The sequence below is a fragment of the Rhodococcus sp. UYP9 genome, from assembly GCF_040547235.1.
Classification (GTDB): Bacteria; Actinomycetota; Actinomycetes; order Mycobacteriales; family Mycobacteriaceae; genus Rhodococcoides.
In genome coordinates, this window is the sequence record NZ_JBEPPH010000004.1 from 548,932 (window position 1) to 565,396 (window position 16,465).

General features: G+C 62.3%; 15 protein-coding genes. 12 read left to right on the forward strand and 3 right to left on the reverse strand.

Features of this window, described 5'->3' with window-relative positions; genetic code table 11:
- The first annotated feature begins 16 nt into the window (after positions 1–16).
- From argC to ABIB36_RS15395, 10 genes are all read left to right on the forward strand, one after another.
- The gene (gene argC / locus ABIB36_RS15350) at positions 17–1,087 is read left to right on the forward strand and encodes an N-acetyl-gamma-glutamyl-phosphate reductase (protein ID WP_084346508.1); all 1,071 of its coding nucleotides are present in this window, start codon (positions 17–19) and stop codon (positions 1,085–1,087) included.
- Positions 1,084–2,310, forward strand: a complete 1,227-nt coding sequence (gene argJ / locus ABIB36_RS15355) for a bifunctional glutamate N-acetyltransferase/amino-acid acetyltransferase ArgJ (protein WP_084346507.1) — start codon at positions 1,084–1,086, stop codon at positions 2,308–2,310. The genes argC and argJ overlap by 4 nt, the downstream gene beginning before the upstream one ends.
- On the forward strand, positions 2,307–3,215 hold the full coding sequence (argB, locus tag ABIB36_RS15360; RefSeq protein WP_084346506.1) for an acetylglutamate kinase: 909 nt from the start codon (positions 2,307–2,309) through the stop codon (positions 3,213–3,215). Before argJ ends, argB begins: the two co-directional genes overlap by 4 nt.
- Entirely contained in the window at positions 3,212–4,411 is a 1,200-nt protein-coding gene (locus ABIB36_RS15365) for an acetylornithine transaminase (RefSeq protein ID WP_084346505.1), read from the forward strand. The genes argB and ABIB36_RS15365 overlap by 4 nt, the downstream gene beginning before the upstream one ends.
- Positions 4,412–4,413: 2 nt before the next feature.
- Entirely contained in the window at positions 4,414–5,349 is a 936-nt protein-coding gene (gene argF / locus ABIB36_RS15370; protein WP_354562251.1) for an ornithine carbamoyltransferase, read from the forward strand.
- A 26-nt stretch (positions 5,350–5,375) separates the two neighbouring features.
- Entirely contained in the window at positions 5,376–5,870 is a 495-nt protein-coding gene (locus tag ABIB36_RS15375; RefSeq protein WP_256895596.1) for an arginine repressor, read from the forward strand.
- A 58-nt stretch (positions 5,871–5,928) separates the two neighbouring features.
- Positions 5,929–7,128 (forward strand): argininosuccinate synthase, encoded by a 1,200-nt coding sequence (locus ABIB36_RS15380; protein WP_088945530.1) that lies wholly within the window; start codon positions 5,929–5,931, stop codon positions 7,126–7,128.
- Positions 7,125–8,570 carry an argininosuccinate lyase gene (gene argH, locus ABIB36_RS15385; protein WP_502944941.1) on the forward strand — a complete coding sequence of 482 codons (1,446 nt, stop codon included), beginning with the start codon at positions 7,125–7,127 and terminating at the stop codon, positions 8,568–8,570. Before ABIB36_RS15380 ends, argH begins: the two co-directional genes overlap by 4 nt.
- 93 nt (positions 8,571–8,663) lie before the next feature.
- On the forward strand, positions 8,664–11,690 hold the full coding sequence (locus ABIB36_RS15390; protein WP_354562254.1) for an AMP-binding protein: 3,027 nt from the start codon (positions 8,664–8,666) through the stop codon (positions 11,688–11,690).
- Positions 11,691–11,796: 106 nt separating this feature from the next.
- The gene (locus tag ABIB36_RS15395; protein ID WP_084346500.1) at positions 11,797–12,003 is read left to right on the forward strand and encodes a Trm112 family protein; all 207 of its coding nucleotides are present in this window, start codon (positions 11,797–11,799) and stop codon (positions 12,001–12,003) included.
- Here the strand turns inward: ABIB36_RS15395 and ABIB36_RS15400 are convergent.
- The 3 genes from ABIB36_RS15400 to ABIB36_RS15410 are packed head-to-tail and all read right to left on the reverse strand — an operon-like array spanning position 12,000 to position 14,109.
- Positions 12,000–12,620 (reverse strand): TetR/AcrR family transcriptional regulator, encoded by a 621-nt coding sequence (locus ABIB36_RS15400; RefSeq protein ID WP_084346499.1) that lies wholly within the window; start codon positions 12,618–12,620, stop codon positions 12,000–12,002. The two genes, ABIB36_RS15395 and ABIB36_RS15400, sit on opposite strands and share 4 nt — an antisense overlap.
- Entirely contained in the window at positions 12,617–13,372 is a 756-nt protein-coding gene (locus ABIB36_RS15405; protein ID WP_084346498.1) for an ABC transporter permease, read from the reverse strand. Before ABIB36_RS15405 ends, ABIB36_RS15400 begins: the two co-directional genes overlap by 4 nt.
- Positions 13,369–14,109 carry an ABC transporter ATP-binding protein gene (locus ABIB36_RS15410; protein WP_084346497.1) on the reverse strand — a complete coding sequence of 247 codons (741 nt, stop codon included), beginning with the start codon at positions 14,107–14,109 and terminating at the stop codon, positions 13,369–13,371. The genes ABIB36_RS15405 and ABIB36_RS15410 overlap by 4 nt, the downstream gene beginning before the upstream one ends.
- A 138-nt stretch (positions 14,110–14,247) precedes the next feature.
- On the opposite strand from ABIB36_RS15410, the gene ABIB36_RS15415 reads away from it, so the two are divergent.
- A complete protein-coding gene (locus ABIB36_RS15415; RefSeq protein ID WP_256895595.1) occupies positions 14,248–14,838 on the forward strand; it encodes a DNA-3-methyladenine glycosylase in 591 nt (196 codons plus the stop codon).
- Positions 14,839–14,876: 38 nt separating this feature from the next.
- A complete protein-coding gene (gene tyrS / locus ABIB36_RS15420) occupies positions 14,877–16,157 on the forward strand; it encodes a tyrosine--tRNA ligase (RefSeq protein WP_084346495.1) in 1,281 nt (426 codons plus the stop codon).
- The last annotated feature ends 308 nt before the right edge of the window (positions 16,158–16,465 follow it).

Below are 16,465 nucleotides of genomic sequence, written 5' to 3' on the forward strand. Positions count from 1 at the left end.
GTGCATAATCAAACGTATGGTTGATGCTACGAAAGACGGTGAGCGGTCAGCTCCGCTGAGAATCGCAGTCGCGGGGGCAAGCGGATACGCCGGCGGCGAGATTCTGCGATTGTTACTCGGCCACCCGGGCGTGCGATCAGGAGCGCTCGTCATCGGATCGTTGACCGCCGGAGGTAATGCGGGCGCGGCACTGGGGGACTTCCATCCCCATCTACTGCCGCTCGCAGATCGCGTGCTGTCCGAAACGACCATCGATGAACTTGCCGGACACGACGTCGTATTTCTGGGACTTCCGCATGGCAAGTCCGCAGAAATCGCGAATCAGCTTCCCGAGACCGTCGTTATCATCGATTGCGGTGCCGACTTTCGCCTCACCGACCCATCCGCATGGGAGAAGTACTACAAGACTCCGCACGCGGGGACGTGGCCTTACGGTCTGCCCGAATTGCCGGGTGCGCGGGAGAAGCTCATCGGTGCCACGCGCATCGCTGTGCCGGGTTGCTACCCGACGGTGTCGAGTCTTGCGCTCGCGCCGGCCGTCGCTGCCGGCATCATCGAGCCGCGTGTCAATGTTGTTGCCGTGACCGGAACTTCGGGGGCCGGACGCGCCCCGAAGGCGGACCTGCTCGGGTCCGAAGTCATGGGCTCTGTGCGGGCTTACGCGGTCGCAGGTGCCCATCGGCACACTCCGGAGATAATTCAAAATCTTTCTGCGCTGTCGCCGGTCCCGGTCTCGGTGTCGTTCACTCCGATCCTCGCTCCCATGCCCCGCGGAATTCTCGCCACCTGCACAGCCGTCACGACAGCGACGCAGGAGCAGGCGATCGAGGTGTACGAAAAGGCCTATGCCGCTGAGCCGTTCGTGCACGTACTCGGTGGTGGCAGGTTACCGCAGACAGGAGCTGTGATCGGGTCCAATGCAGTGCAGCTCAGTGTGTCGGTCGATGTCGACGCCGGTTTGCTCGTCGTCATCGGTGCGATCGACAATCTGGCCAAAGGCACCGCAGGCGGCGCAGTGCAATCGATGAATCTTGCCCTTGGAATACCAGAGACCGACGGTCTCTCGACAGTGGGAGTTGCACCGTGACCAGTCTTGCTGATGCGCATGCCTTGCCGGGCAAACTCGTTCGGACACAGGGAGTGACGGCTTCCGCCGGTTTTCGCGGCGCTGGAATCGCTGCAGGCATCAAGGTCAGCGGTAGAACCGACCTTGCGTTGGTCTTCAACGAGGGCCCGGATCTGACCGCGGCAGGCGTCTTCACCCGCAACAAGGTCAAAGCTGCACCCGTGCTGTGGTCGCAACAGGTGCTGCGTACCGGAAAGCTCCGTGCGGTCATCCTGAACTCGGGTGGTGCCAACGCCTGCACGGGTGCACCCGGATTTCAGGATGCGCATCGCACCGCGGAGGAAGTGGCTGCAGCGCTCAGCAATTGGGGGACCGAGACCGGGGCTGTCGAGGTCGCAGTCTGTTCGACCGGGCTGATCGGTGACAGGTTGCCGATGGACAAACTGATACCCGGTGTCACCGAGGTGGTTCATGAGCTCGCCGGTGGTATTTCCGGCGGAACCGATGCGGCACATGCCATCATGACGACGGACACCGTGCCCAAGCAAGCTGCGATTCACCATGTCGACAAGTGGAATGTCGGTGGAATGGCAAAGGGCGCAGGGATGCTCGCGCCCTCGCTCGCGACGATGCTGTGCGTCGTCACGACCGATGCCGTTGCCACCGCGGACCAGCTCGACACCGCGCTGCGCAACGCCACCCGGTTGTCCTTCGACCGGCTCGATGTCGACGGCGCGACGTCCACGAACGACACCGTATTGCTTCTGTCCTCGGGCGCGAGCGGGGTGACACCGTCCCAGGACGATCTCGACGCTGCAGTACTTGCTGTCTGTGATGATCTGGCAGATCAGCTGATGGCCGACGCAGAAGGCGTCACCAAGCGCATTCTCGTGAAGGTGTCCGGGGCGGTATCTGAGGACGACGCACTGATCGGTGCCCGAACGGTCGCGCGTGACAGTCTCGTGAAAACAGCGCTGTTCGGTTCTGACCCGAACTGGGGCCGAGTGCTGGCCGCAATCGGTATTGCGCCGATCGAGCTCGATCCCGACCGACTCTGCGTCTCGTTCAATGGACATCCGGTATGCATCGATGGTGTCGGAGCTCCCGACGCCCGCGAGGTGGATCTGTCGGGTGAAGATATCGAGTTGACCATCGATCTGGGTGTCGGCGACGCGTCGGTGGTCATCCGCACGACCGATCTCTCACATGCCTACGTCGAAGAGAACTCGGCGTACTCCTCGTGACCGGGTCGGATTTGTCGGCTACGCAGAAGGCGCACACGCTCGCGGGTGCGCTGCCGTGGCTGCAGAAGTTTCACGACAAGATCATCGTGGTCAAGTACGGCGGCAACGCCATGATCGACGAGGATCTCAAGCGTGCGTTCGCCGCAGACATGGTTTTTCTGCGGACCATCGGCATCCATCCGGTTGTCGTGCACGGCGGCGGACCACAGATAACTGCGATGCTGTCGCGCTTGGGCATGAACGGGGAATTCCGTGGAGGATTCCGCGTCACCACCCCTGAGGTCATGGATGTCGTGCGGATGGTGCTGTTCGGCCAGGTAGGTCGCGAGCTCGTCGGTCTGATCAACAGTCACGGCCCCTACGCCGTCGGCATCTCCGGGGAAGATGCGCATCTTTTCACCGCATCGAAACGCACGGTGATGGTCGACGGCATCGAAACCGACATCGGCCTCGTCGGCGACGTCACCTCGGTCAATCCGGATGCCGTGCTCGATCTCATCGCCGCGGGCCGGATTCCAGTGGTCTCCACCATCGCACCCGATTCCGACGGCGTCGTGCACAACATCAATGCAGATACTGCCGCGGCAGCGCTGGCGGAAGCAATCGGCGCCGAGAAATTGGTTGTCCTCACCGATGTCGAAGGGCTGTACATCAATTGGCCCGATCGTTCCTCTTTGACGTCGAAGATCGATGTCGACGCATTGTCGGCGCTTCTGCCGTCCCTCGACGCAGGCATGGTGCCCAAGATGGAAGCCTGCCTACGTGCAGTTCTGGGTGGTGTTCCGTCGGCACACGTCATCGACGGCCGAGTGCCGCACTCGGTTCTCGTCGAACTCTTCACGGGCGAAGGAATCGGCACGATGGTGCATCCCGCCCAACACGCAGAAAAGGAAAACCAGCTATGACCGACCATGTCGCAACTGTCGATCTCCAGGCGCGGTGGTCGAACTCGCTGATGAACAATTACGGCGTGCCGCGTGTCGCTCTGGTCCGCGGTCAGGGCGCTGTCGTCACCGACGCGGACGGCAAGGAATACCTCGACCTGCTCGCTGGGATAGCTGTCAACATCCTCGGTCACGCGCATCCCGCCGTCATCGAAGCGGTGACCACGCAGTTGTCGACCCTGGGGCACACGTCGAATCTGTATGCGAGCGAACCGGGAATCGCCCTGGCCGAACAGTTGCTCGCGAATCTCGGCGCGGAAGCGTCGGGTCGAGTGTTCTTGTGCAACTCGGGCACTGAGGCCAACGAGGCTGCCTTCAAGATTGCCCGGTTGACGGGTCGACCGAACATCGTTGCGGCAGAGAAGTCGTTCCATGGGCGCACGATGGGTGCCTTGGCGTTGACAGGTCAGCCGGACAAGCGTGCACCGTTCGAACCGATGCCTGCAGGCGTTCAGCACGTGCCGTACGGCGATGTTGCAGCGCTCGAGGCTGCGGTCGATTCCGATACTGCCGCGGTGTTCCTCGAACCGATCATGGGTGAGGGAGGCGTTGTCGTTCCTCCCGAGGGGTATCTCGTCGCCGCTCGCGAGATCACGGCCCGTCACGGCGCACTGTTGGTTCTGGACGAAGTCCAGACCGGCATCGGCCGCACCGGCTGGTTCTACGCGCACCAGGCCGTGGGAATTGTGCCGGACGTCATCACGCTCGCCAAGGGCCTCGGTGGCGGATTGCCGATCGGTGCCTGCATCGGTATCGGGGAGGCAGCCACCTTGCTGCACCCGGGTAAACACGGCACGACGTTCGGCGGGAATCCCGTGTGTGCCGCCGCTGCCCTCGCGGTCCTGCGCACGATCGCACAGGACGATCTGATCTCGCATGCAGATCGGATGGGGAAGCTGCTCATTCATTCGATCGAGGAATTGAATCACCCTCTCGTCGACCGAGTCCGCGGTGCAGGCCTGCTGCTCGGCGTGGTGCTGACCCGGCCCGTCGCGCCCGCCGTCGAGTCGGCCGCACGTGAAGCCGGATTCCTGATCAACGCGGCGCAGCCCGATGTGTTGCGTCTCGCTCCACCACTCGTACTGACCGAGGACCAAGCTGCATCGTTCGTCGCAGCGCTTCCCACACTTCTCGATTCAGCACAGGAAACGGAATAGCCATGGCAATGATCAACTTCCTGCGGGACGACGACCTGACTCCGCAGCAACAGGGCGAGGTTCTGGCCATCGCCGCCGAACTCAAGCGCGCTCCGTTCTCGAAGCGACCACTCGAGGGGCCTCAGGGCGTCGGAGTCATCTTCGAGAAGAATTCCACTCGAACTCGTTTTTCCTTCGAGATCGGGATTGCACAGCTCGGCGGTCATGCTGTCGTCGTCGATGGCCGCGATACTCAGCTGGGGCGTGAAGAGACTTTGCAGGACACGGGCAGGGTGCTCTCGCGCTACGTCGAGGCGGTGGTGTGGCGCACGTTCGGGCAGGAGCGACTCGAACAGATGGCCTCTGGTGCCACCGTCCCGATCGTCAATGCGTTGTCCGACGAGTTCCATCCGTGCCAGGTGCTCGCCGATCTGCAGACTCTCGCCGAGCATAAGGGCTCTTTGACGGGCCTCGAACTCGCGTACTTCGGTGACGGCGCGAACAACATGGCGCATTCGCTTCTGCTCGGCGGCGTCACCGCAGGAATCAATGTGACGATTGCTGCGCCGAAGGAGTTCGCACCGTGGGACTACGTTCTCGAGGCTGCTAGGGAGCGTGCTGCGCAGACGGGGGCCACGATCACGATCACCGACGACCCGCAAGCCGCAGCGACAGGCGCAGACGCCCTGGTCACCGATACGTGGACTTCGATGGGCCAGGAGAACGACGGACTCGATCGCGTCGCACCGTTCCGGCCGTACCGGATCGATGCGGAGCTGTTGGCGCTCGCCAAGACCGACGCCGTCGTGCTGCATTGCTTGCCCGCACATCGCGGGGAGGAGATCACCGACGAAGTTCTCGACGGGCCTCGCAGCGTCGTATGGGACGAGGCCGAGAACCGGTTGCATGCACAGAAGGCACTGCTGGTCTGGCTGCTAGAGCAGGCGCGACGGCCGTGAGCGAGCAGGTGTCGTCGATGTCGTCGATGCCGCTGACGGCGTCTACGCGGGCGGGCAGGCAGGCACGCATCGTGTCCCTGCTGTCGACACACCAGGTGCGCAGTCAGCCGGAGCTTGCATCGTTACTGGTCGCCGAAGGTATCGATGTAACCCAGGCGACACTCTCGCGGGATCTCGACGAGCTCGGAGCCGTCAAACTTCGTGCGGCCGACGGCGGCGCCGGAGTCTACGTGGTACCCGAGGACGGTAGCCCTGTTCGAGGCGTATCCGGCGGAACTGACCGACTCACTCGCATGCTCGGCGAGCTGCTCGTATCGACGGACTGGAGCGGAAATCAAGCTGTTCTCCGAACACCGCCGGGCGCTGCGCACTACCTCGCCAGCGCGCTCGACCGGGCCTCGTTGAGGGAGATTGTGGGAACGATTGCCGGGGATGACACCATTTTGGTGATCGCCCGCGAACCACTCACCGGACAAGAGCTCGCGGACAAGCTGGAAAGATTGGCCAGACGCGCGGATTAGCAGTCCCGCAGACGGCAAAACCGAGAATTACCCACAGCTACAAAGGAGCGCATACATCATGGCCGAACGCGTCATTCTCGCCTACTCGGGTGGATTGGACACCTCCGTCGCCATCAGCTGGATCGGCAAGGAGACCGGTAAAGAGGTCGTCGCCGTCGCCATCGATCTGGGTCAGGGCGGTGAGGACATGGAGGTCGTGCGCCAGCGCGCCCTCGATTGTGGTGCTGTCGAGGCCGTCGTCGTGGACGCTCGAGACGAGTTCGCCGACGAGTACTGCTTGCCGACGATTCAGAACAATGCGCTGTACATGGATCGCTACCCGCTGGTGTCTGCGATCAGCCGTCCGCTGATCGTCAAGCATCTCGTCGAGGCCGCTCGTTCGCACGGGGGCACCGTCGTCGCGCATGGTTGCACCGGTAAGGGCAACGACCAGGTCCGCTTCGAGGTCGGGTTCAACACACTGGCACCCGAGCTCGACGTCCTCGCTCCTGTTCGCGATTACGCCTGGACGAGGGAGAAGGCGATTGCGTTCGCCGAAGAGAACAAGATTCCGATCAACGTCAGCAAGAAGTCGCCCTTCTCGATCGATCAGAACGTGTGGGGCCGTGCAGTCGAAACCGGCTTCCTCGAAGATCTGTGGAACGCCCCGACGAAGGACGTCTACGACTACACCCAGGACCCATCGGCCAACTGGACAGCCCCGGACGAGCTCATCATCGGCTTCGACAAGGGCCGCCCGGTCAGCATCGACGGCCGTCCGGTGTCGGTTCTCGAAGCGATCCAGGAACTGAACACGCGGGCGGGCGCTCAGGGCGTCGGCCGTCTCGACGTCGTCGAGGACCGTCTCGTGGGCATCAAGAGCCGCGAGATCTACGAGGCTCCCGGCGCGATGGTTCTGATCCGCGCGCACGAGGAACTCGAGCACGTCACCCTCGAGCGTGAGCTAGGACGCTACAAGCGGCACACCGATCAGAAGTGGGCCGAGCTGGTGTACGACGGTCTGTGGTATTCCCCCCTCAAGGGTGCCCTCGATACGTTCAACGAGCACACCCAAGAGCACGTGTCCGGCGAGATCCGCCTTGCACTGCATGCGGGTTCCATCAGCGTCAACGGACGCCGTAGCGACAAGTCGCTGTACGACTTCAACCTCGCGACGTACGACGAGGGCGACACTTTCGATCAGTCTTCCGCCAAGGGCTTCGTTCAGCTTCATGGGTTGTCGTCGAAGATCGCCCACAAGCGGGATCTGGGATTGTGAGTTCGGCCGAGGCTCATGGCACCAACGAGGGGTCACTGTGGGGCGGACGCTTTGCGTCCGGCCCCGCAGCGGCCATGGCCGCGCTGAGCAAATCCACACATTTCGACTGGGTGCTCGCGCCCTACGACATTCGGGCGTCGATGGCACACGCCCGCGTCCTCAACGGCGCAGGTTTGCTGACGGCTCAGGACCTCGAGGCGATGCTTGCTGGTTTGCAGGGGTTGGCCGACGATGTCGCCTCGGGCGCCTTCGTGGCAGCGGAGTCCGACGAGGATGTCCACGGTGCACTGGAACGGGGTCTGATCGACCGGGTGGGAGCCGAGGTCGGCGGACGTCTTCGGGCAGGCCGCTCACGCAACGACCAAGTCGCGACACTGTTCCGGATGTGGCTACGTGACGCAGTTCGTCGGGTATCGACGGGTGTGCTCGATGTAGTGGATTCCCTTGCGACGCAGGCTGCGTCGCATTCGAGCGCCGTCATGCCAGGAAAGACGCATTCGCAGGCGGCGCAGCCGGTTCTTCTGGCACATCATCTCCTCGCTCACACTCATCCGTTGTTGCGAGATGTTCAGCGGTTCGTGGACTTCGACGTCAGGGCCGCAGTGTCGCCCTACGGATCGGGGGCGTTGGCTGGTTCCTCGCTCGGGTTGAGCCCGGAGAAGATTGCCGCGGAGTTGGGGTTCGATTCCTCGGCGGAGAACTCGATCGATGCAACTTCCTCACGTGATTTCGCGGCTGAGGCGGCTTTCGTCCTGGCGATGACGGCCGTCGACCTCTCGCGTCTGGCGGAGGAGATCATCTCGTGGAGCACGCCGGAGTACGGCTATGTAACGCTGGCCGACGCGTGGTCCACCGGAAGTTCGATCATGCCGCAGAAGAAGAATCCCGACGTCGCGGAGCTGACGCGTGGTAAATCCGGTCGGTTGATCGGAAATCTCACGGGATTGTTGGCAACCCTGAAGGCTCAGCCTCTGGCGTACAACAGGGACTTGCAGGAAGACAAGGAGCCGGTCTTCGACTCCGTTGCCCAGTTGGAGTTGCTGCTTCCGGCTCTCGCCGGTTTGGTGCAGACCCTGGAGTTTCATGTCGATCGCCTGGCAGAACTGGCGCCGGCAGGCTTCACACTGGCCACCGATATCGCCGAGTGGCTGGTTCGTCAGGGCATTCCGTTCCGGGTGGCGCACGAAGCTGCAGGTGCGTGTGTGAAGGCAGCCGAGGCACGCGGTGTGGGATTGGCCGAACTTACCGATGAGGAGTTGTCCTCTATCGACCCGGCTCTGACGCCGGAGGTGCGCACCGTTCTGACCGTAGAGGGATCTATCTCGTCTCGTGATTCACGAGGTGGGACTGCTGCGGTTCAGGTTGCCAAGCAGTTGGACGGAGTTCGTTCGACGGCGGAGCGCCTTCGGAATTGGGTCGATTCGGGCATCGGAGCGCACTGAGACGCAAAACAGTCATGTTCGCCGGATTTCTGACGGTCGTGTGGCAAGCTTGCGGAAACGTGGCAAGTGGGCGGTCGGAGTCCGTATCCCGAAATGCAGGGGATTGAACCGGGAGTTGTAGTTGTGGGACTGAACGCAGACGCGGTGCGCGGACCGTTGCGACGTGCGATCGCAACTGCACAGAACGGATTGGAAGTCCTCCGTTTGGGTGGACTCGAAACCGAGGTCGATCCATCTCCCTTCAAGATCGTCGATCGAGAACCGATGTACAAGTTGCGTCGCTATTTCCCCGACGCCCTCGGTACCGATTCCAGGCCTCCGGTCGTTCTCGTTCCACCGATGATGGTGTCAGCGGACGTATACGACGTGACCACCGAACACGGCGCCGCCGGGATTCTGCACGGGATGGGTCTCGATCCGTGGGTCGTCGATTTCGGTTCGCCCGACACCGAGGAAGGCGGTTGGAGTCGCACCCTCGCCGATCATGTCGTAGCCATCAGTGAGGTCATCGACAAAGTTCACGAGCACACCGGACGTGACGTCCACCTTGCCGGTTATTCCCAGGGTGGGATGTTCTGTTACCAAGCGGCTGCCTATCGCAGTGGGCGAAACCTGGCCAGCCTCATCACGTTCGGCGCTCCGGTCGACACATTGGCAGCTCTGCCGCTCGGTATTCCGGCCGGCGTGGCGACCCGCGGCGCCGAATTCCTTGCCGACCACGTCTTCACTCGGCTGGCGGTGTCCGGATGGATGGCCCGTACCGGATTTCAACTGCTCGATCCAGCCAAGACCGTGCGATCTCGGCTCGATTTTCTACGACAACTCCACGACCGCGAGGCGTTGCTTCCGCGTGAACCACAGCGTCGTTTCTTGGCGCTCGACGGCTGGGTCGCGTGGTCGGGTCCCGCTGTTGCGGAGCTTTTGAAGCAATTCGTAGTGCACAACAGAATGATGACCGGCGGGTTCGTCATCAAGGATCGCCTGCTCACCTTGTCGAATCTGACGGTTCCGGTTCTCGCGTTCCTCGGCGAGGTCGACGACATCGGGCAACCGCTGGCCGTGCGCGGCATCAGGCGGGCAGCGCCGCGCGCAGAAGTGTACGAGAGTACGCTGCGCGCAGGACATTTCGGGCTCGTAGTCGGGAGTTTGGCAGCATCACAGACGTGGCCGACAACGGGAGAGTGGATTCGTTGGCGTGAGGGTCTGGGAGACAAGCCCGAAGCAGCGCACGAAATGATGTACGACGAGCACCAGGACACCGACAGTGGTGTGTCGGTGAGCAACCGGATCATCCACACTGCAGCCTCGATTGCCGAAGTCGGCGTAGGGGTCGGCCGTGGACTCGCAGCTGCTGCAACGGGCGCGATGCGTGGCACTCGCGAGATCTCCACCGAGGCCGTACGAACCTTGCCGAGGTTGGCGCGACTCGGTCAGATGCAACCCCACACTCTGGTGAGCCTGGGACGACTCATCGCGGAACAGGGACGAAAGTCGCCCAACGGTGAGTGCTTTCTGTTCGACGACCGTGTCCACACCTACCGGGCCGTCAATGCTCGTATCGACAATGTGGTCCGAGGGCTGCTCGCGTCGGGTGTCAGGCCGTCCGCTCGCATCGGTGTACTGATGGACACTCGCCCCAGCGCGCTGGCGGCCATCGCAGCGTTGTCGCGTATCGGCGCTGTCGCAGTACTTTTCCCACCGGGTGGAGATCTCGAGAGCGCACTGCTAGCGATCGACGTCGACACCGTCATCGCCGATCCCGAGAACATGAAAGCAGCGACTGCGGTGGCCGCCAACGTACTCGTTCTGGGTGGCGGAGACGCTCGAACTCTCGATATCCCCTCGGGTTCCGATGTCGTCGATCTCGAACTGATCGATCCGGACTCGGTGCGATTGCCCGCGTGGTACTCACCGGATCCTGGCCGTGCCCGTGAACTCGCGGTGGTGCTGTTCAACCCGACCGAACGTGGGTTGGAACCGCGCTTCATCACCAATCATCGTTGGGCCCTGTCTGCGTTCGGCACTGCAACAGCAGCGGCTTTGGGTAGTGGCGACACGGTGTATTGCCTTGCCCCTCTTCATCATTCCGCCGGTTTACTGGTCAGCGTGGGCGGTGCGCTTGCCGGCGGTTCGCGCATAGCGCTCTCGCGTGGTCTCGAACCGACCAGATTCGCCGAGGAGGTATCTCGTTACGGGGTCACCGTCATCAGCTACACCTGGGCGATGATGCAGGCGATCCTCGACGACGAGCTATCGGCTCTGGACCTCAGTCATCCGGTTCGACTCTTCATCGGGTCCGGAATGCCCGTCGGACTCTGGAAGCGGACGCTCGAGCGGTTCGCGCCTGCGCGGGTGCTCGAGTTCTATGCCTCCACCGAGAACGACGTCATCCTCGCCAACGTCGGCGGTTCGAAAATCGGCTCCAAGGGCCGACCGCTTCCGGGGAGCGCCAGGGTGGCACTTGCCGCCTACGATCCGATCAACGCCCGGCTCGAGGAGGACGAAGACGGTTTCGTTCGCATGTGCCGAGACGATGAGGTCGGCCTTCTACTCGGTCGTCCAGGAAGCGACGGCGAGGTCACCAGTCCGCTGATGCGCGATGTCTTCCAGCCAGGAGACTCGTGGATTCCGACGGAGAATCTGTTTCGACGCGACTCCGACGGGGACTTCTGGCTCGTCGACCGCAAGGACACCGTCGTGAAGGCTCGACGCGGACCGGTCTTCACTCAGCCGATCATCGACGCGTTCGGTGACGTCGAGGACGTCGTGTCGGTGGTCGTGTACGGCGTAGATCCGATCGGCTCGAGTAGAGAACATCACCGTTCGGATCGACGTGTCGACGAGATTGCAGTCTGCGGGGTGTCCGTGCGGGGCGACAACTCGCTACCGGTCAAAACCGTAAGCGATGTGTTGGCAGTGTTGCTGCCGGCGCAGCGCCCCGACATCGTCCACATCGTCGACGAAATTTCGCTTTCTCGTGCGTTCCGGCCGAAGATGACCGAACTGCAGAGAGCTGGGGTTCCGGCTCCGGGTGTCAGGTCCTGGTACTACGACGCCGACTCGGGGTCTTACCGACGGTTGACCAAAGCGGTTGTCGCCGAACAGTTCACGAAGAGCTGACAGAGCCTCCGTAGGCAGTCGAGGCTGCGATGGATCGGTCATCGGATAAGTTGATCGCACGGACTTCGCTCCGGCCAGGTAGGACAACACCGAGAGAAGGACTTCAGTGGCTATCGATCAGACGCTCCTCAGCATTCTTGCTTGCCCCGTGGACAAGGGGCCGTTGCTACTCGTAGAAGACGAACTGTTGTACAACCCCCGACTGCAGCGCGCTTACCCGATCGAGAATGGGATTCCTGTGTTGCTGGTAGATGAGGCGCGAGACGTGGATCAGGCCGAGCACGAGTCGATTGTGGCGCGGGCGCAGTCCTAGTCGCTATTTTCGGGCATCGGCCCGGTGAGGTATTGCTGCAGGATCGGGGCTACCCAGTCGACAACCCGCGCGACGGGCATCGACGCCAGTGGTTCGAGCGCGAGTATGTGCCGGGCGAGCAGCAGTCCAGCCATTTGTGACGCGACGAGGTTCACGCGTTCGAGCGCCGAGCCGATCGGGCTGTCGACTCTTTTCGCGACGTCGCGGAGTGCGACCTGCAAGAGAAATGTACCGATCAACGTCGTGTCCCCGGATGCGATCATGGATCGGAACGCTGCGATGACGGCTTCACCGTCTTTCGAGTCCCACACTCCCAGAATTGCAGTAGCCAGGGCGCGACCAAGGTCGTCGTTGTCGGCAGCTGCGACAGGTTCCAGAACTTCGGCTGGGTCTGCGGGGAGTGCAATGGCTGCAACGAACAGGCCTCGTTTGGTGCCGAAGTAGTGGTGGACGAGTGCAGAGTCGACGCCTGCATCGGCAGCGACGCTGCGGATGGAGGTCGTATCGAAACCGGACTGCGCGAACCGGGTGCGAGCGGACGCAAGGATCGCCTCCCGGGTTTTCGATTGCCCTGGCCTTCGCCCTGATTTGCTTCCGACACCGTTCGCTTCGGTCACGGGGTTCTCCGTCGCAGCGTTGCCGCTCCAGCACAAAGAGCGAGCACGGTGAAGCCGGCGACCACCGCTATGTCGGCCCCCATTCTCCCGGTCACGCCGGTGTGCAGCGAGACTTCTTGCAGTGCATCGACGGCGTAGGTGAGTGGCAGAAAGTTACTGATGATGTGCAGCCAGTCCGGCATCTGATCACGCGGAACGAGCAGGCCACACAGGAAGAACTGCGGAAGCACTACCAAGGGCATGAATTGAACTGCCTGGAACTCGGTTTTCGCGAAGGCGCTGCACAGTAGACCGATCGACACGCCCAACATCGCCACGAGCACAGCAATGACGACAACCCACACGGCTGGTCCGGCCGTCGTCAATCCGAGTGCCCCGAAAGTTACCGTGCAGGCGAGGAGGGCTTGACCGAGTGCGGCTACGGAAAATGCCGACCCGTAGCTCCCCAACAACTCCAACTTCGACATCGGAGTCGTCAGTAGTCGTTCGAGGGTTCCCGAAGTTCGTTCACGTTGCATCGCGATGGAGGTGATCAGGAACATCACCACGAACGGGAGGATGCCGAGCATCGTGATTGCGATGCGGTCGAACAGCGACTGCTGGCCGGCCGGTGTCGGAACATTCGCGTACAGGAAATAAAGCAACACCATCAGTAGTGATGGGACCAGCAAGATCATCGCGACGGTTCGACGATCAGCCCGCAGTTGTCGCAGGATCCGCCCGGTACCCGCGGCGTAGATGCGCGCGCTCACGACGCCGCCTCGATCGATGCCGTGGAGAGGATCAACGAGAGGAATGCTTGTTCGAGGCTCGTTTCACCCGTCCGGGAGCGGAGTTCGGCTGGACTGAGCTGCGCCAATACTCTGCCGTCGCGCATCAAGATCAGTCGACTGCAGTGATCGGCCTCTTCCATGGCGTGACTGGACACCAGAATTGTGGTGCCGGATGCGGCGAGGTCGGCAAATCGTTTCCACAGCTCGGCACGGAGTACAGGATCCAGTCCGACGGTCGGTTCGTCGAGGACGATGAATTCGGGCTCCGCGACCAGTGCACTTGCCAGCGATACCCGACCCAGTTGACCGCCGGACAATTCACCCGCCGGCGACGATGCATGGTCGGTGAGTCCGACGGACTCGATGGCTGAGTCTGCAGATGCGGCTGTGCGTCCGAACAGTGCGGCGAAGTAGGCAACGTTCTCGCGAACCGTCAGATCGCCGTAGACGCTGGGGGCTTGCGCGACGTAGCCGACAGTGGCACGCAGGCGTGTGGACCCGGCAGGGAAGCCGAGCACGGTGACCGTTCCGCTCTGGACTATCTGAGTACCGACGATGGCCCGCATCAGCGTCGACTTTCCGCATCCGGAGGGTCCGAGAAGCCCCGTGATGGTGCCGCGTGGGATGGACAAGTTCACATCATCGAGAGCCACTCTTTTTCGGCGCCGAACGTTGAGGTTCGTAATCTCGACTGCATTCACCGAATCGACAGACATGGCGGCGCCTCCTGGATCTCATCGTTTGATGATTTCATCGCATGATGAATTTATAACCCCGGCGATGGCCAGCGGTCAAGGGACGAGATGATAGGACACGTGGACCTGGCAGAACTCGAATACGGTGACCCTCCGGCGATGGCACGACGGATACTCGGTGGCACTTTGACTGCCGGCGGCGTCGCGGTTCGAATCGTCGAAGTAGAGGCATACGGCGGACCGGTCGACGGTCCGTGGCCGGACCCGGCCGCGCACTCGTATCGCGGTCAGACGAACCGCAACGCGGTGATGTTCGGGCCCGCGGGTCGCCTGTACGTCTACCTCAGCTACGGAATGCACCTCTGCATGAACGTCAGCTGTGGTCCCGACGGGACACCCGCCGCCGTGCTTCTTCGGGCAGGTGAGGTTGTTGCCGGCCACGACATCGTGGCGGCGCGGCGCCCAGCCGCACGATCGGCTGCCGCCTTGGCCAGGGGGCCGGGAAATCTCGGCAGCGCACTTGGAATCGGTCTCGAAGACAACGGAACAGTGCTGCTCGACTCAGATTCGTCGATCACTCTGGCATGGCCCCTGGTTGCTGCGAGTCCCGTTGAGATCGCATCCGGCCCTCGCGTGGGGGTCAGTGTTGCGGCAGAAAGAGAATGGCGATTCTGGATTCGAGGGTCTTCGGCGGTATCGAGCTACCGGCGCAGTCCGAAGGCTCGACTGGTGGGTGAGCCGGAGGCCTGACGACGGCGTCCTAACGCACATGCGGGAGAATCGAACGCGTGAGTGAGAACATAATCGACGAATTGACCTGGCGAGGGCTCATCGCGCAGTCCACCGATGTGGACGAGCTGAAGAAGGCGACCGAGGCGGGGCCGATCACTCTGTATGCGGGCTTCGATCCAACCGGTCCCAGCCTGCATGCGGGTCACCTGGTTCCGTTGCTCGCACTGAAGCGCTTTCAGCGCGCCGGTCATCGCCCCATCGTCATGGCGGGCGGCGCGACGGGCCTGATCGGCGACCCGCGGGACGTGGGGGAGCGGACCATGAACTCCTCCGATACCGTCCGCGACTGGTCCGATCGAATCCGCGGACAGCTCGAGAGGTTCGTCGAATTCGACGAGACTCCGACGGGCGCGATCGTAGAGAACAACCTGCACTGGACCGGCGAGCTGTCGGCGATCGATTTCTTGCGGGACATCGGCAAGTATTTCTCCATCAACGTGATGCTGGCACGGGACACGGTGAAGAAGCGGCTCGACGGCGACGGTATGTCCTACACCGAGTTCAGTTACATGCTTCTGCAAGCGAACGACTACGTGCAGTTGAGGCGCACGTACGGGTGCTCGCTACAGATCGGTGGGTCCGATCAGTGGGGGAACATCGTTGCAGGGGTGGAACTGAACAGGCGCCAGGACGCAGAGTCCGTGCATGGGATGACGGTCCCGTTGGTCACGTCTGCAGATGGAAAAAAGTTCGGCAAGTCCACCGGTGGGGGCAGCTTGTGGCTCGACCCCGAGATGACCAGCCCGTACGCCTGGTACCAGTACTTCGTGAACACCGGCGACGCCGACGTGGTGAAGTACCTTCGCTGGTTCACCTTCCTGGACCGAGCCGAGCTGGATGAGCTGGACCTTGCAACCAAGGAGCGACCCCATGCCCGCGAGGCGCAGCGTCGCCTTGCGGCCGAGATGACGACCCTGGTTCACGGTGAAGCGAACACCCGTGCGGTGGAGCTTGCCAGCCAGGCGTTGTTCGGCCGCGCGGAACTGGGTGAGCTCGACGAGACAACTCTTGCCGCGGCACTGCGCGAGGCGTCGATTGCACAGGTTCAGGAGGGCGAGCCCAAGACGATTGTCGATCTTCTCGTAGCCACCGGGCTCTCGGACAGTAAGGGTGCGGCGCGGCGGGCCGTAAAGGAAGGCGGTGCTTCGGTGAACAACCAGAAGGTCGTCACCGAGGACTGGACACCGAGTGCCGGCGACCTTCTTCACGGGCAATGGCTGGTGGTACGCCGTGGAAAGCGAAACTTTGCCGGAGTACAGATCACCGGATCGTTGTAGTCGACAAAGTGGTGGCCGGAGTCACATGCGTGTGATTCGGGCGGAAGAGTCAGTAATAGGAGCCCGGACCTCCTGCCACCACGGATTTTGGACGGCAGACTTGCAGTGACCTGGGGATTTGACGCGTTGTTCTCCTGCGCGTAACTTTATCCAAGTCAGAGCGAGCCGGACACCGACCGGGTCTTCACAGACCGGGACACGAGGTTGTACGGGGTTTGCACTGAAAATCCTGGTTCGGCAAGATGGTGTTGTCGTGTCCGGGTGATCCGATGTGACGGGGTTATTGACTCGGTCGCTTGGATTAGCTA

Excerpts from the sequence above, each read along its gene's own strand:
- argC (WP_084346508.1), top strand. The coding sequence starts at position 17 with ATGGTTGATGCTACGAAAGACGGTGAGCGGTCAGCTCCGCTGAGAATC.
- ABIB36_RS15365 (WP_084346505.1), top strand. The coding sequence starts at position 3,212 with ATGACCGACCATGTCGCAACTGTCGATCTCCAGGCGCGGTGGTCGAAC.
- argF (WP_354562251.1), top strand. The coding sequence starts at position 4,414 with ATGGCAATGATCAACTTCCTGCGGGACGACGACCTGACTCCGCAGCAA.
- ABIB36_RS15375 (WP_256895596.1), top strand. The coding sequence starts at position 5,376 with ATGCCGCTGACGGCGTCTACGCGGGCGGGCAGGCAGGCACGCATCGTG.
- ABIB36_RS15380 (WP_088945530.1), top strand. The coding sequence starts at position 5,929 with ATGGCCGAACGCGTCATTCTCGCCTACTCGGGTGGATTGGACACCTCC.
- ABIB36_RS15390 (WP_354562254.1), top strand. The coding sequence starts at position 8,664 with ATGCAGGGGATTGAACCGGGAGTTGTAGTTGTGGGACTGAACGCAGAC.
- ABIB36_RS15410 (WP_084346497.1), bottom strand. The coding sequence starts at position 14,109 with ATGTCTGTCGATTCGGTGAATGCAGTCGAGATTACGAACCTCAACGTT.
- ABIB36_RS15415 (WP_256895595.1), top strand. The coding sequence starts at position 14,248 with ATGGCACGACGGATACTCGGTGGCACTTTGACTGCCGGCGGCGTCGCG.